This is a genomic window from Amycolatopsis heterodermiae (genome assembly GCF_034929455.1).
GTDB classification, from domain to species: domain Bacteria; phylum Actinomycetota; class Actinomycetes; order Mycobacteriales; family Pseudonocardiaceae; genus Amycolatopsis; species Amycolatopsis heterodermiae.
The window spans coordinates 78,078-92,915 of record NZ_JAYFSI010000004.1; the positions used below are offsets into that span (position 1 = coordinate 78,078).

Annotated in this window: 20 protein-coding genes; 10 read left to right on the forward strand and 10 right to left on the reverse strand. The window is 71.2% G+C overall.

All coding sequences use genetic code 11. The features are described 5' to 3' along the window. Positions 1-2: 2 nt before the first annotated feature. The 3 genes from VA596_RS19225 to VA596_RS19235 all read right to left on the reverse strand — a co-directional run bounded on the left by VA596_RS19225 (position 3) and on the right by VA596_RS19235 (position 2,055). Positions 3-239 carry a HypC/HybG/HupF family hydrogenase formation chaperone gene (locus VA596_RS19225; protein ID WP_400539736.1) on the reverse strand — a complete coding sequence of 79 codons (237 nt, stop codon included), beginning with the start codon at positions 237-239 and terminating at the stop codon, positions 3-5. Continuing rightward, on the reverse strand, positions 236-856 hold the full coding sequence (locus tag VA596_RS19230) for a D-sedoheptulose-7-phosphate isomerase (protein WP_323329049.1): 621 nt from the start codon (positions 854-856) through the stop codon (positions 236-238). The genes VA596_RS19225 and VA596_RS19230 overlap by 4 nt, the downstream gene beginning before the upstream one ends. 143 nt (positions 857-999) lie before the next feature. Beyond that, the gene (locus tag VA596_RS19235) at positions 1,000-2,055 is read right to left on the reverse strand and encodes a tetratricopeptide repeat protein (protein WP_323329050.1); all 1,056 of its coding nucleotides are present in this window, start codon (positions 2,053-2,055) and stop codon (positions 1,000-1,002) included. Positions 2,056-2,233: 178 nt separating this feature from the next. Between VA596_RS19235 and VA596_RS19240 the strand changes: the two genes are divergently transcribed. From VA596_RS19240 to VA596_RS19255, 4 genes are all read left to right on the forward strand, one after another. Then, entirely contained in the window at positions 2,234-2,929 is a 696-nt protein-coding gene (locus tag VA596_RS19240; RefSeq protein ID WP_323329052.1) for an HNH endonuclease family protein, read from the forward strand. A 10-nt stretch (positions 2,930-2,939) separates the two neighbouring features. Then, the gene (locus VA596_RS19245; protein ID WP_323329054.1) at positions 2,940-3,578 is read left to right on the forward strand and encodes an alpha/beta fold hydrolase; all 639 of its coding nucleotides are present in this window, start codon (positions 2,940-2,942) and stop codon (positions 3,576-3,578) included. A 142-nt stretch (positions 3,579-3,720) separates the two neighbouring features. Next, entirely contained in the window at positions 3,721-4,470 is a 750-nt protein-coding gene (locus VA596_RS19250; RefSeq protein ID WP_323329056.1) for a 3D domain-containing protein, read from the forward strand. A 10-nt stretch (positions 4,471-4,480) separates the two neighbouring features. Next, a complete protein-coding gene (locus VA596_RS19255; protein ID WP_323329058.1) occupies positions 4,481-5,830 on the forward strand; it encodes a cellulose binding domain-containing protein in 1,350 nt (449 codons plus the stop codon). A gap of 92 nt (positions 5,831-5,922) precedes the next feature. Here the strand turns inward: VA596_RS19255 and VA596_RS19260 are convergent, their stop codons facing one another. Then, positions 5,923-6,561 carry a nitroreductase family protein gene (locus tag VA596_RS19260; RefSeq protein WP_323329061.1) on the reverse strand — a complete coding sequence of 213 codons (639 nt, stop codon included), beginning with the start codon at positions 6,559-6,561 and terminating at the stop codon, positions 5,923-5,925. Between the two features lie 18 nt (positions 6,562-6,579). After that, positions 6,580-7,557 carry an aldo/keto reductase gene (locus tag VA596_RS19265; RefSeq protein ID WP_323329063.1) on the reverse strand — a complete coding sequence of 326 codons (978 nt, stop codon included), beginning with the start codon at positions 7,555-7,557 and terminating at the stop codon, positions 6,580-6,582. 39 nt (positions 7,558-7,596) lie between these two features. Between VA596_RS19265 and VA596_RS19270 the strand changes: the two genes are divergently transcribed. Continuing rightward, on the forward strand, positions 7,597-8,076 hold the full coding sequence (locus VA596_RS19270; RefSeq protein WP_410171914.1) for a MarR family winged helix-turn-helix transcriptional regulator: 480 nt from the start codon (positions 7,597-7,599) through the stop codon (positions 8,074-8,076). On the opposite strand, the gene VA596_RS19275 is transcribed toward VA596_RS19270, so the two are convergent. The 3 genes from VA596_RS19275 to VA596_RS19285 form a co-directional block, all read right to left on the reverse strand. Then, positions 8,071-8,493 (reverse strand): ATP-binding protein, encoded by a 423-nt coding sequence (locus VA596_RS19275; protein WP_323329067.1) that lies wholly within the window; start codon positions 8,491-8,493, stop codon positions 8,071-8,073. The genes VA596_RS19270 and VA596_RS19275 overlap by 6 nt on opposite strands. A 63-nt stretch (positions 8,494-8,556) precedes the next feature. After that, positions 8,557-9,336 carry a SigB/SigF/SigG family RNA polymerase sigma factor gene (locus VA596_RS19280; protein WP_323329068.1) on the reverse strand — a complete coding sequence of 260 codons (780 nt, stop codon included), beginning with the start codon at positions 9,334-9,336 and terminating at the stop codon, positions 8,557-8,559. Beyond that, positions 9,333-9,749, reverse strand: coding sequence for an ATP-binding protein (locus VA596_RS19285; RefSeq protein ID WP_323329069.1), 417 nt, complete (start codon positions 9,747-9,749; stop codon positions 9,333-9,335). The genes VA596_RS19280 and VA596_RS19285 overlap by 4 nt, the downstream gene beginning before the upstream one ends. Before the next feature lie 161 nt (positions 9,750-9,910). On the opposite strand from VA596_RS19285, the gene VA596_RS19290 reads away from it, so the two are divergent. From VA596_RS19290 to VA596_RS19300, 3 genes are all read left to right on the forward strand, one after another. Then, on the forward strand, positions 9,911-10,219 hold the full coding sequence (locus VA596_RS19290; protein WP_323329070.1) for a WhiB family transcriptional regulator: 309 nt from the start codon (positions 9,911-9,913) through the stop codon (positions 10,217-10,219). Between the two features lie 265 nt (positions 10,220-10,484). Next, on the forward strand, positions 10,485-10,838 hold the full coding sequence (locus VA596_RS19295) for an STAS domain-containing protein (RefSeq protein ID WP_247060053.1): 354 nt from the start codon (positions 10,485-10,487) through the stop codon (positions 10,836-10,838). A 58-nt stretch (positions 10,839-10,896) separates the two neighbouring features. After that, complete coding sequence (locus tag VA596_RS19300; protein ID WP_323329722.1) at positions 10,897-11,685, forward strand: metal-dependent hydrolase; 789 nt, start codon at positions 10,897-10,899, stop codon at positions 11,683-11,685. A 59-nt stretch (positions 11,686-11,744) separates the two neighbouring features. On the opposite strand, the gene VA596_RS19305 is transcribed toward VA596_RS19300, so the two are convergent. After that, positions 11,745-12,515 carry a nuclear transport factor 2 family protein gene (locus VA596_RS19305; RefSeq protein WP_323329073.1) on the reverse strand — a complete coding sequence of 257 codons (771 nt, stop codon included), beginning with the start codon at positions 12,513-12,515 and terminating at the stop codon, positions 11,745-11,747. Between the two features lie 97 nt (positions 12,516-12,612). Here VA596_RS19305 and VA596_RS19310 point away from each other — a divergent pair, with 97 nt between their 5' ends. After that, positions 12,613-13,158 (forward strand): TetR/AcrR family transcriptional regulator, encoded by a 546-nt coding sequence (locus tag VA596_RS19310; protein ID WP_323329075.1) that lies wholly within the window; start codon positions 12,613-12,615, stop codon positions 13,156-13,158. Here the strand turns inward: VA596_RS19310 and VA596_RS19315 are convergent. After that, entirely contained in the window at positions 13,145-14,362 is a 1,218-nt protein-coding gene (locus VA596_RS19315) for an MFS transporter (protein ID WP_323329077.1), read from the reverse strand. The genes VA596_RS19310 and VA596_RS19315 overlap by 14 nt on opposite strands. 139 nt (positions 14,363-14,501) lie before the next feature. On the opposite strand from VA596_RS19315, the gene VA596_RS19320 reads away from it, so the two are divergent. Next, positions 14,502-14,825, forward strand: a complete 324-nt coding sequence (locus tag VA596_RS19320; protein ID WP_323329079.1) for a hypothetical protein — start codon at positions 14,502-14,504, stop codon at positions 14,823-14,825. The last annotated feature ends 13 nt before the right edge of the window (positions 14,826-14,838 follow it).

Below are 14,838 nucleotides of genomic sequence, written 5' to 3' on the forward strand. Positions count from 1 at the left end.
GGCTAGGAATTCTCCAGGCGAGCGATGGCTTCTCCGGCGTGCACCAGGATTCGGTCGCCGACGCCGGCCGAGACCAGCGCCACGCTCACCTCTTCCCGGCCGGAGCCGGTTTCCACGACGGCGAACCCGAGGTCCAGGAGTTCGACCACGGTCACTTCGACCGCGGTGTCGGAGCAGGTGATGCACACCCCGTCGTGACAGACGGGGGTGGCGACTCTGTCGGCGTCACGGGCGCTCACGACGCCACCTCCGGGGTCAGGACACCGGGTTGCTCGAAGAAGACGTGCACCAGCTCCCACAACACGTGGTAGGTGGTCACGTGCACCTCCTTGACGACCCGGGGGTCTCCCGAGCGAGCGATGAAGACGTGGTCCAGCCCAGTAGTCGCGGCAATCGCGCCGCCGTTACCACCCGTCAGGGCGACCGTGAGCATGCCGAGGTCACGGGCGGTTTCCAGGGCCCGTCGGACATTGACGCACTCGCCGTCGGTCGAGATACCCAGCGCGATGTCGGCGGGCTCGCCGAGGATCCGCAGCTGGTGGGCGAAGACGTCCTCGAGGCCGACGCGGTTGGCGACGCCGGTGACCGTCGCGACGTCGGCGGTCAGCGAAATGGCCGGCAGCGCGCGCTTGCCGACGATCACCGGGTGCACGAACTCCACGGCCACGTGCTGGGCGTCGGTGCTCGGGCCGCCGTTGCCGAAGACGACGAGCTTGCCGCCGCGGTGGAAGCGCCGGGACATCCCGTGGCAGGCTTCCGCGACCGTCCTGGCGTCGTCGGCCAGCGCGAGGACCGGCGCCCGGCGGCGCTCGAAAAGCGCGTCGACGGAGTCCGGGTGATTCGGTGACCACGGCATCGCGGCACTTCCTCGGGGAGCTGCTCGGTGGTGGGAGCCATCCCAGGCTAGAGGTGTGAGTTGGATCACACAATAGATCTACCCGGGTGATTCGTCGTCCGTTCGGGTCAGCAGAGCGTCACTTTCCGCTCGTTCATCCGGATTCAGTGCTGGTGCTCGTGGTCTCCCTGGGCGTGCTCCGCGCGGGCTAGCCACAGCTCGGCCTCATGGGCGGCGCCCCGCGACCGCAGCATCCGGGCGAGGCTCAGCATCCCCTGGACGTCGCCGGTTTCGGCGGCGCGGCGAAACCAGTGCTCGGCTTCGGAGAGGTCGTCCCGGTGCTCGGCGAGGTGCCCGAGGTTGGTCAGGGCCGGCACGCTGCCGTGCTCGGCGGCCTTGCGGTACCAGGCCGCGGCCTCACCCTCGTCGCCGCGGTTGCGGGCCAGGACACCGAGGTTGGTCATCGCGGCCGGGTCGCCGTGCTCGGCGGCGTCGAGGTACCAGTGCTCGGCCTCCTCGATGTCGCCGCGGCGGTGCAGCAGCAGCCCGAGCCGGACGACGGCCTCGACGTTGCCGGCGATCGCGCCCTGCCGGTACCAGGACTCGGCGTCGCCGGGCCGGCCCATCCGCTCGGCCTGCCTGCCCAGCTGGCACGCGCCCCCGAGGTCGCCGGCCTGCACGGCCGAGCGCCACCAGCGGGCGGCCTCCGCCGCCTGGCCGCGGTCGCGCAGCAGGATGCCCAGGTCGATCATCGCGCCGGTGAAGCCCGCGTCGGCGGCCTGCCGCAGCCACGACTCGGCCTCGTCGGTCTTCCCCTGCTCGCGCAGCAGGTGCCCCAGTGCGGCCATCGAGGGCAGGTCGCCGGTGCGCGCGGCCTCGCCGAACCAGTGCTGGGCGTCGTCGCGCTTGCCCCGCCGCTCGTAGGACCGCGCGAGGTTCAGCATGCCGTGCGGGTCACCGGCCAGCGCCGCCTCGTGGAACCAGCGCTCGGCGTCTTCCGGCAGGCCACGCTCGTGGAGCAGGTGCGCCAACGCCGTCATCGACGTGCGGTCCCCGCCCATCGCGGCCTTGCGGAACCATGACTCGGCCTCGTCGATGTCCCCGCGCTCGCGCATCGCCGCACCCATCCGGGCCATGGCGACGACGTTGCCGCCTTCGGCGGCCTTGCGCTGCAGGTACTCGTCGAAGTTCGAGTTCCACTTCTTCAGCCGACCGGGCATCGGCCTGCTCCCTCCGGCTCGTCCTGCTCCGGTAGTCGCAGTTCATGGGCTCGATGTGACATCCCCGCCGTGGGTGGGCGAGATCACATTCGTGCCAGGTCGTCGTGTCGGCGCGGTTGTCCCTCGTCGACAGCAGCGAGACTACGCCGCGCGGACCCCCAGGTGAGAGGAGAAAATCTTGGCGACCCGCAGCTTTCGGCTCAGCGTGACGCAACGGATCCTGCTGGTAGTCGCGATCCTGGCGGTCGCGCTCTTCGGGTACTGGGTGACGAGCAGGGGCGCGGGGGCGACCCCGACCGCGGCACCGACGTCATCGACGTCTTCCGGGGCGCCGGTGCCGGTCGACGCGGCCGATGCGGCGAAGCAGCTCGGTGAGCTGACCATCGCCGCGCGGACGTCCATGGACGGCTACTCCCGTGAGAAGTTCCCGCACTGGGCGAGTCAGGGGTCAAGCTGTGACACCCGGGAAGTCGTGCTGAAGCGCGACGGCGTGGACGTCAAGACGGACAAGGAATGCCGGGCTACTTCCGGTACCTGGAAAAGCGTTTACGACGACGAGACGTGGACCAAGCCGACCGACCTCGACATCGACCACATGGTCCCGCTCGGGCAGGCCTGGGCGAGCGGCGCGAAGGCGTGGACGACCGAGAAGCGCGGGCAGTTCGCCAACGACCTGACCCGCCCGCAGCTGTTCGCCGTCACCGACAACCTCAACCAGCAGAAGAGCGACAAGGCGCCGGACCAGTGGAAGCCGCCGCTCGTGGCGTTCTGGTGCACCTACGCGACCGACTGGATCGTCGTGAAGCACTACTACGGACTGACCGTGACCCAGGGCGAGAAGACCGCCTTGACGGACATGCTCCGCCGCTGCTGAGCTGGCCGGCATGACGACGTTCGCGCTCATCCACGGCGGCGGGGGCAGCGGCTGGGACTTCCACCGGCTGGTGCCCGAGCTCGAAGCCCGCGGCCACGACGCGGTCACCCCGGACCTGCCGATCACCGACCCGGCGGCCGGGCTCGCGGAGTTCACCGAGACCGTGCTGGCCGCGCTGGGCGACCGCACGGACGTCGCCGTCGTCGGGCATTCGTACGGCGGGTTCACCGCGCCGCTGGTCGCGGCCGAGGTGCGGGCGCGGGTGCTGGTGTACCTGGCCGGGATGATCCCGGCGCCGGGGGAGCAGCCGGGGCAGTGGTGGGGGAACACGGGTTTCGCGGCGCCGACGGGGCTGAGCGAAGCCGAGACGTACTTCAACGGCATGGCTCCTTCGCTGGCGGAAGAGTGCCAGAAGCGGGTGCGGGACCAGGTGAGCAAGGAGTGGGACGAGCCGTGGCCGCTGCCCGCGCACCCGGACGTCCCGACCCGGGTGGTCCTCTGCCGCGACGACCGGTTCTTCACGCCGGACTTCCAGCGCCGCATCGCGAACGAGCGGCTGGGCGTCGAGCCGGACGAGGTCGACGGCCCGCACTGCGCGCCGCTGAGCCACCCCGCGCAGATCGCCGACCTGCTGGTCGGCTACCTCTGAGCCGTTCGGGCTACCGGGAAACTAAAAGGTCTAGACCTATTGACTGTGTGGTCCAGGCCACTTAACGTCTGTTTCGCGGTGAACCCGCGCCTCCCACCTGCGTCACCTCCGCCCCGGTCCCCGCCATGGAGGTCTCCCCGTCATGCGCTTCGCCAGGATCCTCGCCTTGACGGCCTTCGCCGCCGGCAGCCTGCTCGTCGTTCCCGCCGCCCCGGCGTCCGCCGCGGCTTTGCCCGCGTGCCAGCACTTCTACACCGGCACGATCCCCGACCGCCCGGTCACCGGCGGCCACGGCCCCGGCACGCTCGTCGGCGCCGTGAACGTGGCGAACCGGCTGCCCGCGCCCGGTTCGGTCAGCGGCGGCCTCGGCACCGACGGCAAGGTGACCTTCACCTTCGCCCGGGTCAGCGGCGCCAAGGCCTACCGCGCGTTCCGCAACGGCCAGGCCCTGCAGTGGATCAGCGACTGGGGCCAGCCGACGCTCACGGTCACCGACGCGAGCCCGTGCCAGAACGCGAACTACCAGCTCTACGCGATGACGGCCGAGGACAACTCGCCCGGCTCGCTCGGCCAGATCTCCACCGCCTACCGCCTCGACGGCGGCAACCGGCTCGCGGCCTACCGGATCCCGGCCGGCACGACGCTCAGCTACCGCGTCACGTCCTACAACGACGTCGCGCAGACCGCCCTCGGGTACAGCGCCGGGCCCGGGTTCTGCGCGGTCGACGCGCGGAACATCCCGTGGGGCACCAGGTTCTCCGTCCCGGGCTACGGCGAGTGCTATGCGGCCGACATCGGCAGCTGGATCAAGGACGACATCGTCGACGTCTGGCTGCCCGGCTCCCAGGCCGACGCCTGGGGCATCCAGCGCCTCACCCTGACCGTGCGCTGAGAGGAACGCCGTGAAGTCGAAACTCGCGCTCGCCGCGCTCGCGGCCGTCGTGCTCCCGGCGGCGGCGCTGCTCGTCGTCTCGCCCGCGACGGCCGCCACCTCGCCGTCCGCGGCGTTCTCCACGGACTCCAACTGGGGTTCCGGTTACCAGGCCAAGTACACGATCAGCGCGGGCTCGTCGGCGCTGACGAGCTGGAAGCTGGAGTTCGACCTGCCCTCCGGCTCGACGCTCGGGTCCTATTGGGACGCGCTCGACACCGCGAGCGGCTCGCACCACTCGTTCGCCAACCGCGAGTACAACGGGAACGTCGCGGCCGGGGCGTCGACCAGCTTCGGGTTCCTGGTCAGCGGCAGCGGCCTGCCGGCGAACTGCAAGCTGAACGGCCAGCCGTGCGGCGGCACCACCACACCCACTACGACACCGACGACGCCCACCACGCCCACGACTCCCACCACGCCGCCGACCACCACCACGCCTCCGCCGAGTGGTGGCAGCGCGCGCGTGTCGCCGTACATCGACATCACGATGGCGACGCCGTCACTGGTCTCGGTGGCCAACGCGACCGGTCAGAAGAACTTCACGCTCGCCTTCGCGCTCGGCAGCAGCCTCGGCTGCGACCCGCAGTGGGGCGGCACCGTCCCGCTGCTGGATGCGCGGATCATCAACGACGTCACCGCGTTGCGCGGTCTCGGTGGCGGCGTCACGGTCGCTTCGGGGGGCGCGCTGGGCCCGTACCTGGAGAACGTCTGCGGCTCGGTGGACGCGCTCTACAACGCGTACGTGAAGACGCTGGACGCGGTGGGCAGCAACAGCCTGGACGTCGACGTCGAGGCGTCCATCCCGACGGCGACGGTCAACCAGGCGCTCCTGCGGCTGCAGCAGCAACGCGGCACGCACATCAGCTACACCATGCGGATCCAGGGCCAGGACTACGGGATGGACCCGTTCTCGGTGTCGATCCTGCAGGACGCGGCCGCGCGCGGGCTGAACGTGGTCGTCAACCCGATGCTGATGGACTTCGGCTACAGCGGCTCGTGGGGTGACGCGCTGATCTCCGCGGCCAACGCGACCCTGGGGCAGCTGAAGACGATCTGGCCGTCGAAGTCGGACGCGCAGATCAAGGCGCTGCTGGGCTTGACGCCGATGATCGGCCGCAACGACACGGGCTCGGTCACCGACCAGGCCGCGGCCCGGCAGCTGCTGGCCTACGCCCAGTCGAACCACGTGGCGAGCATCGGCTTCTGGTCGGCGGGCCGCGACAACGGCGGCTGCCCCGGCGGCGGCGCGGTCGCCAACTGCTCGGGCATTTCCCAGTCGGCGTACGAGTTCACGAACATCTTCAAGGCGTACACCGGCTGAGCACGAGAGCCACCCGACCGCCGAAAGGCCGTGACGGCCTCCTTGCCGACGTCCCCCCTTCGCCCCGGCAAGGAGGCCTTCATGGCGGTGGCTCACCAGCGATCGACGTGCAGAACCTCCTCCAGCGGCAGCCGGGCCGCCGGCTTGAACGTCTCGCCCGTGTAGAACGCCGTCGGGATCAGGGCCGCCTGGTGCACGTTCTTCGGCAGGCCCAGCACCTCCGCCGCCTCCTGCTCGTACTTCAGGTGCAGCGTCGTCCACGCCGTGCCCAGCGTCACCGAGCGGGCCGCCAGCATGAAGCTCCACACCGCGGGCAGCAGGGACGCCCACAGGCCGGCCTGGTTGCCCGCCGGCAGCTCGTCCGACGCCGTCTCCAGGCAGGGGATCACCAGGACCGGGACGTCGCCCATCTTGTCGGCCAAGTACGCCACGCTGGAGCCGACCCGCTGCTGCACCGGGGCCCGCGAAGGGTCGTCCGCGAACAGCTTGCCCGCCGCGTTGCCCGACTCCAGGTACTCGTGGCAGGCCCGGCTGTAGATCGAGCCGAGGGCCGCCCGCTGGTCCGCGTCCGTGACGACCAGCCACTGCCAGCGCTGGGTGTTCGAGCCGCTCGGCGCCTGCAACGCCACCTGTATGCAGTGCTTCACCAGGTCGATCGGCACCGGCCGGTCGAGGTCGAGCCGTTTGCGGACCGTCCTGGTCGTCGTCAGGAGCTCTTCGGGCGTCATCATCGGCCCATCATGCCGGGCCTACCAGCGATCGTGCACCAGCGGCCGGATGAGCTCCTCGTACGTCGCGCGGACCCCGGCCGCCGCTTCCTCGGGCAACGGCGCCAGCGCGGCCGCCGCCGTGTTCGCCGTGGCCTGCGCGGCGTTGCGCGCGCCCGGGATGACCGTGCTCAGGCCCGGCTGGTCGAGGATCCAGCGCAGCGCGAACTGGGCCAGCGTCTGCCCCTCCGGGACCAGCCCGCGCAGCCGCTCGACGGCCTCCAGCCCGACGTCGTAGGGCACGCCGGCGAAGGTCTCACCGACGTCGAAGGCTTCACCGTGACGGTTGAAGTTCCGGTGGTCGTCCGCGGCGAACGTCGTGCTCGCCGTGTAGCGCCCGGACAGCAGCCCGGACGCCAGCGGCACCCGCGCGATGATCCCGGCGCCCGCGTCCGACGCCGCCGGCAGCACCCGCTCCAGCGGCTTGAGCCGCAGGCAGTTGAGGATGATCTGCACCGACGCGACGTTCGGCCGCGCCAGCGCGGCCAGGGCCTCGTCGCAGGTCTCGACGCTCACGCCGTACGCCTTGATCCGGCCTTCGTCGACCATCGCGTCGAGGGCGTCGTACACGGCGTCCGTGGAGTACACCGCCGTCGGCGGGCAGTGCAGCTGGACCAGGTCGAGGGTGTCCATGCCGAGGTTGCGGCGCGACCGGTCGTTCCACTCGCGGAAGTTCGCCGCGACGTAGTTCTCCGGCACCTGCTCGACCCGGCGGCCCATCTTGGTCGCCACGAACACGTCCGGGTGGTCCGCGCGGAAGCGGCCGACCAGCCGCTCGCTGCGGCCGTCGCCGTAGACGTCGGCGGTGTCGAAGAAGGTGACGCCCGCGTCGGCCGCCGCGTGCAGCACGGCGAGGGCGTCGTTCTCGTCGACCTCGCCCCAGTCCGCGCCGAGCTGCCAGCAGCCGAGCCCGACGACCGACACCTCACGGCCGAGACGGGTGATCTTCCGGTTCTCCATGCCGCGATCCAAGCACACCTATGATCGGCCGTCATGGCCATGACTTCGGGCCCGGACGGGCTGGGGACCCGGCTGCGGCACGTCCTCGAGCTGCTCGACGGCGACGTCGCGACGTTCCTCGCCGACATCGGCCTCGACGGCTACCGGCCGCGGTACTCACCGGTGGTGCGCGCGCTGCTGGCGAAGGGCCCGCTGGCCATCCGCGACCTCGCCGCCGAGATGCGCGTGACGCACTCGGCGGCCAGCCAGACCGTCGCGCAGATGCACCGCGCCGGCCTGGTCGCCCTCGAACCCGGCGCCGACGCGCGGCAGCGGATCGTCTCGCTCACCGAGCAGGCGCGCGGACTCCTGCCGCTGGTGGAGGCGGAGTGGGCGGCGACGACCGAGGCGTCGGAGGCGCTGGAAGCCGAGCTGCCGTACTCGCTGCGCGCCGTGCTGGACGCGATCGTCGAGGCGCTGGACCGCAAGCCGTTCCGGCAGCGGATCGGGGAGACCGAAGCCGCCCGCGAACTGCTATGAGACTTCCGGGATCCGGAAGACCGCCCAGACGTACTTGCCGCCGTCGCAGCGCTCGAAACCCCAGTCCTCGGACAGCGCCTGGACCAGCACCAGCCCGCGGCTGCGGGCCTTGGCCGGCGACGGCGCCCGCAGCTCGGGCAGCCTCCGGCCGACGTCGTACACCCGCAGCGTCAGCCGGCTGTCGGCGTACTCCAGCTCCATCCGCTCCGGGCGCTCGCCGTGCTCGAAGGCGTTGGTGACCAGCTCCGAAGCCGCCAGCAGAACGTCGTCCAGCTGCGCTTCGCACAGGCCGAAGCCGAGCATGGCCGTGCGGACCTCGCGACGGGCCAGTGCCGGGGCGGTGACATCGGCCGGGAGAAGCACCGTCAGCGGGGCAGCCTGCACAGCCATGCGCTGCGGCATCTTCGACGTCGTCATCGGGTCCCCCTCCCAGTGAGTTTCGGTACTGTCCGCGAAGTACCCAAGCTCGCGAACAGCTAATCAGGTGCCGTCGGCGAGCTCGGATTCGTCCAGGCCCGAACGCAGCTTCTTCAGGGTCGCAGCCAGCAACCGCGACACCTGCATCTGGGAGACCCCGACGCGGCGCGCGATGTCCGACTGGCTCATCCCCGAGCCGAACCGCAGCGCGACGATCTTGCGTTCGCGCTCCGGCAGGCTGTCCAGCATCGGCCGCAGCGCCTCCCGCAGCTCGGCCTGGCCCAGCTCGGCGTCCGGCGCCCCGAACCGCGTGTGCGCCGCGTTCTCCAGCAGGTGGTCGAGCGACGCGCCGTAGCGGCCTTGACCGGCGCGAAGGCCTTCGTAGACGTCCTCGACGGGCACGCCGAGCCGGGCCGCGATCTCACTCGGCCGCGGCGCGCGCGAAAGCTGCACAGTGAGCTCTTCCCGCGTGGCCGAGATGTGCGCGTTCAGCTCCTTGAGCCGTCGCGGCACCCGCACCGACCAGCTGTTGTCCCGGAAGTGGTGCCGCAGCTCACCGGAGATGGTGGGCACCGCGAACGCCAGGAAGTCCGTGCCCTGCGTCGGGTCGAACCGGTCGACGGCGTGGATCAGCCCGACCGTGGCGATCTGCACCAGGTCTTCCATCGCCTCGTCGCGGTTGCGGAACTTGCGGGCCAGGTTGCGGGCCAGTTCGAGGTGGTTGCGCACCAGGGTGTCCCGGATGCGCTCCCGTTGCGGGGAGTCCGCCGGCAGCGCGGCGAGTTGGGTGAACAGCGCGCCGACGTCGGGGTTGCTCCCGCTGCTCCTGGCGGGATCGCTCACGACCCGGCCGCCTGGCTCTCCCGGACGAGGTCGACCCGGGACAGGTAGCGCCCGTCCTCGGGGGTCACGGTGTGCTCGGCCGACGTCGCGAGCGCGGTCAGCAGCTGCCAGGACAGGCCGGTGTCGTCGTCGTGTTCGGGCGAATCCGACAGGACGGACACCGAAACGACGATGCGCCGCCCGCTCCACGAGAAGACACAGGTGAGCTTGCCGTCGGCCGCGGCGGGGAGCAGCAGCGAGCAGGCTTCGTCGACGGCCATCCGCAGGTCCTCGACGGCGTCGAGGTCGAAGTCCTGGCGCATCGCGATGTCGGCCACGATGGTTCGCAGCGTCGGCACGACGTGCGGGATCGCGGCCGTCCGCACCTCGATGACCTGCGCACCTTCCGGCACGAGCGGGGCGTTGTCCTCCACGTTTGTTCCTTTCTCCGCACTCGCGCTGGGTGACTGGCGGTGTCTCTCACGCCCGGTCAGCGAGATGCCCGTGGGGTGAGCAAACCAAACCCGGGTTTGATCCGCTCCACCGGCGGGCACATAGCGCTCGACGTGCTGATCCGGGGAAAGGCAGGGACGAGATGGCTGACGTGAGCCGGCTGCCCAATGTGGTTGCCGAAGAATGGGAATGGCAGCTGCGCGGCTCGTGCCGGGGTGCGGACAGCAGCCTCTTCTTCCACACGGACAACGAGCGGGGTTCGGCGCGGGAGCGGCGTGAGACGCGGGCGAAGGCCATCTGCCAGGCGTGCCCGGTGCTGGCCCAGTGCCGTGCGCACGCGATGACCGTCCAGGAGCCCTACGGCATCTGGGGTGGCCTCGGCGAGATCGAACGGCGGCAGCTGTTCCTCCGTCAGCGCCGGGCGGCCCGGAAGGCCGTCGGTGCGCACTAAACCATGCTCTCGGCAGCACTCTGAACAGGCAGGATCGGATCGCACGTGAGCACTCCGCACCAAAGGGTGGCGGCCGTGGCGGGCTCGGCCGCTCACTGGGTTAGGGTTGGCCCCGGAGTTGCCTTGACCGTGTCCGGTGCGGGGTCGATCCTCGCGATGCGCCGGGGTCCTGCCCCGGACCGTGGAAGGCACGGTGACATGGTTGCCGCTTGAGACAACAGGCGCGTACCCGGCGCAGGAGCAGCGCCTGACGAGGAGAAACTGCATGCCCGCAGCCGACCAGAACGCCACCCCGCCCGGGTTCGGCATCACGCTGGACACCGAAGCGACGGAGCCCCGGGTGGTGGTCACCGGCGAGCTCGACCTGCTCACAAGTCCGCAGCTGCAGGAGGCCTTGGCCGGCCTGATCGCGGACAAGCGCGCGCAGCGGGTCGTGGCCGATCTGACCGGGGTGACCTTCTTCGATTCCTCCGCGCTGAACGTGGTGCTCCGCGCCCAGCGCCAGGCCGGCGAGCAGGACGTCCAGCTCGCGGTGGTCCCGAGCCCGGCGGTCAGCCGGGTGATCGAGCTCACCGGCGTGGCCGAACACCTGAGCGTGTCGGAGGACCCGCAAGCCTGATCCCCCGCTACGGTCCTGCGGACCTACTCGGTTCGCGGACTCTGGGGGCGGCACGATGATGGGGCGCACGCATGCCCTGACCGGCTGGTGCGCGGGGCTGGCCATCGCGCCCGCGGTCGGCGCGGGCTCGGTGCACCAAGCGGTGGTCTTCGCCGCGACGACGGCGGGCTTCGCCCTGCTGCCCGACCTGGACCACCCCGGCGCCAGCGCGTCCCGTCTGCTGGGCTGGCTGACCGGCGCCCTCTCGTGGGTGCTGCGTCGCGTCTCGGCGGGGTTCTACGCCCTGACGAAGGGCCCCCGCGACGAGAACGTCACGGGCAAGCACCGCCACCTCTCCCACACCGTCCTGTTCGCGGCCGGCCTCGGCGCGCTGACGTCGTGGGCCACCGAAACGGGCGGCCCGTGGGCCGTGGTCGGCGTGGTGATCTTCGGGTTGATGCTGGCGGAAGGCGCACTGGGCGACTGGTTGCTGCCGGTGAGCGGCGCGGCGGTGGCGTGGTGGTTCTTCACCGCCCCACCGGATCGCGCGGGCGAGCTGGAGTCGATCACCGGCTGGCTGGGCATCGCGGTGGCGGCGGGCTGCCTGACCCACTGCCTCGGCGACGCCCTGACGGAGGCCGGCTGCCCGTTCCTCTTCCCGGTACCCATCGCGGGCGAGACCTGGTACGAGATCCGGCCCCCGAAGGTCCTGCGCTTCCGCACGGGCAAGAAGGTCGAGAAGCGGCTGATCTTCCCGGTGTTCGCGCTGGCCGGCATCCTGCTGATCCCGGGGGTGTGGCAGTACACGAGCAGCACCTTCCAGCGCTTGTTCATCCCCCCGACGAGCCAGCAGGCGACGACTCCCTGACTTCGGACGGCTGAGGCGCGGCCGGGCCGGTCGGGGCGGCCGGACTGCAATGGGAACCCCTACACCGCAGGCGACGACTCCCTGAACCGGCGGATCCGTTCCGCCGAGGCGGCGGTGTCCGCGTAGTCGCGGGAGTACGTGATCCGGCCGCCGTCGACCGTCATGACCATCACGTACGACGCGGCGAAGGTCTCGCCGGCCATCTCCTGGTGCAGGTCGAACTCCGCCACCAGCACCGCCGGGTCGGACGTCTCGTGCACGACGACGTGGTCCGCCTTGACGATCCGCCGGACCGTGGCCGCGGCCCGGAACCGGCGCCGCAGCTCCTCGCGGCCCTTCGTGAAGCGCTCGACCCCGGCCGGAGTGAAGGGCATCTCGAGCACGACGTCCTCGGCGTACAGGTCGGCGAGGTCGTCCCAGCGGTTCTCGACGGACGCCGCCAGGAACGCGTCGAACACCGCCCGCGCTGCCGTCGACGCGCCCGCGACGTTCGGGTAGTCGCGGTACGAGGTGATCTCGCCGTCCGCCACCGTCACGATGCCCACCGACGACGGGAACCGGAACGTGGGGCCGACGGCGACCAGCTCGAGCACGAAGCCCGTCGCCGACGGCGTCACGGTGACCTCGGTCTTCTCCAGGCCCAGCGCGCGGCCGCGGACGCCGCCCGCGGTCAGGGTCGCCAGGATCGCGTCGCGGCCTTCGACGCGTTCGGATCGGAACGGCAGCTCGTAGACGGCGTCTTCGGCGAAGACGTCCGAGAGCGCCGAGGCGTCGATCGTCTCCAGGGCGTGGCGGACGACTTCGACGATTTCGGGGACGGTGCGTGGCATCGGAATTCTCCTGGAAGGATGGGCGTTGAATCGGAACGGTGCACCCGCTTACGACGATACGGAGCCATCGTTCCGGTTGTCAACGAGGAGGAACTCGATGGAGAAGACCGGCCTGCGCGCGGACGCGCGGCGCAACCGGGCGAAGGTCCTGGCTGCCGCCGAAGAGGCGTTCGCCGCCGAGGGGCTGGCGGTGCCCCTCGACGACATCGCGCGGCTGGCCGGGGTCGGGGCCGGCACCGTCTACCGGCACTTCCCCAGCAAGGAAGCGCTGTTCCAGGCCGTCGTCCTCGAGCGCATCGACCAGTTCGCGGAGGAGGCGCGCGCCCTCGCCGCCGCCGACGACCCCGGCGAGGTGTTCTTCGACTACTTCGTCCGCGTCATCAAGCAGGCTTCGCTCAACCGCGCCCTCTGCGACGCCCTCACCGAGTCCACCGGCACCGGCTTCAAGGCCGACGCGGGTGACGAGTTCCGCGTCGCCTTCGCGGTGCTGCTCGAACGCGCTCAGGCCGCCGGCGCCGTCCGCGCCGACATCGACGGGGACGACCTGCGTGCGCTCATCGTCGGCTGCCTCGCCGTCGAGCGGTACGCACCGGGGAGCCGGCACCTGGTCCGCGTGGTCGTCGACGGCCTCAGGACGCCGTGACCGGCAGGTCGCGCAGCTTCCGCAGCGGCGCCAGGAGCGCGACCGACACGAGGATCCCGGCGGCCGCGACGTGCAGCGTGGCCCGCATGCCGAGGACGCCGGCCAGCCCGCCGCCGGCGAGGCTGCCGAGCGGGATGGCGCCGCAGATCAGCGTCCGGACGGTCGCGTTGACCCGGCCCAGCAGCTCCGGCGGCGTGATCGCCTGCTGGAAGCTGGTGCCGAAGACGCTCTTGACGATCACGCCGTAACTCGAACCGAACCCGGCGACGACGTAGCAGGCGAGGGCCCAGCCGCGGTCGGTGAGTGGGTAGAGCTGGTAGGCCAGGCCGAACAGCAGGGAGCCACCCAGGAAGGCGCGCACCGGGCCGACGCCGTCGCCGAGCCGGCGCGCGGTGAGCCCGGCCGCGAGCGCGCCGGTCAGCGAAGACGTGCTGAGCAGGCCGATCACCCAGGGCGCGAGGCCGAGATTCCGGCTGAGGAAGACGATCACGATCGCCAGGTGCATCGACTGGAAGAAGCTCGTGACCGCGTAGTACGCGCTGATGGCCCGCAGGATCGGGTGGCCGCGGACCACCCGCAGGCCGTCGCCGATCTCGCGCAGCAGGTGCCGCTCCCGCGGTTCCGGCCGCACGTCGGGCGTCCTGATCCGGCGCAGCCACAGGGCCGACCACAGGTAGCTGAGGGCGTCGGCGGCCAGCGCCGTCGCGTTGCCCAGGGCCTGCACGACGAACCCGGCCGCGCTCGGGCCGGCCACCGCGGCCATCGACAGGTTCGTCGCGAGCCGGGCGTTGGCGTCCGGCAGTTGCTCGCGCGGCACCAGGCGCGGCAGGTAGGTCTGGTGGGCGATGTCGAAGAACATCGTCAGGAAGCCGACGCCGAAGACGACCGCCAGCAGCTGCGGCAGCCCGAGGACGCCGAACAGCGCCGCCACCGGGATCGAGCCGATCAGCGCGGCCCGGCCGAGGTCCGCGGCGATCAGCACCGGGCGGTGGCGCACGCGGTCGCACCACGCGCCGGCCTGCAGGCCGAGCACCAGGTAGGGGAGGCTCTCGGCGGTCCGCAGCAGCGAGACCTCGAAGACCGACGCGCCGAGCACGGTGGTCGCCAGCAGCGGCACGGCCAGTACGTCGATCCGGCTGCCGAGCTGGCTCACCAGGTCGGCCAGCCACAGCCGCCGGAAATCCCGGTTCCGCAACGCCCCCATGATCGTGAACCTGGCACATGAGCGCACCGGATGCAATAAAGTTGAGTCAAATACGCTCAATGCGAACAGTGTGTAACAAGAGCTAAGATCGACGCGAATTTCCTCGTACCAGCGCTCTGCGTGGCGAGGGGGTGTCCGGATGTCCACCCGACCCAGCTGGGGCTCCGCCGTCGTCATCGGGCTGGCGGGCTTCGCCACCGGATTGCTGGTGGCCGCCCTGCTCGTCGCCGGCCGGGCGACCGTCAAATCGCCGCAGATCAGCGGCCCGCCACCGACTCCGTCGACCACCGTGGTGCCGGTCACCGTGACGGCCCCGGCACCCCCGGCCGCGACGGTGACCGACGTCGAAACCTCGCCGCCGGTCACCTCGACCACGGTCGTGCAGGTGACGGTCCCGCCGACCACGCCGACGACCACCCCGACCCCGACGTCGACCTCGCTGGTGGCCACCAGCGCGGACTGACTCAGCGCGGATC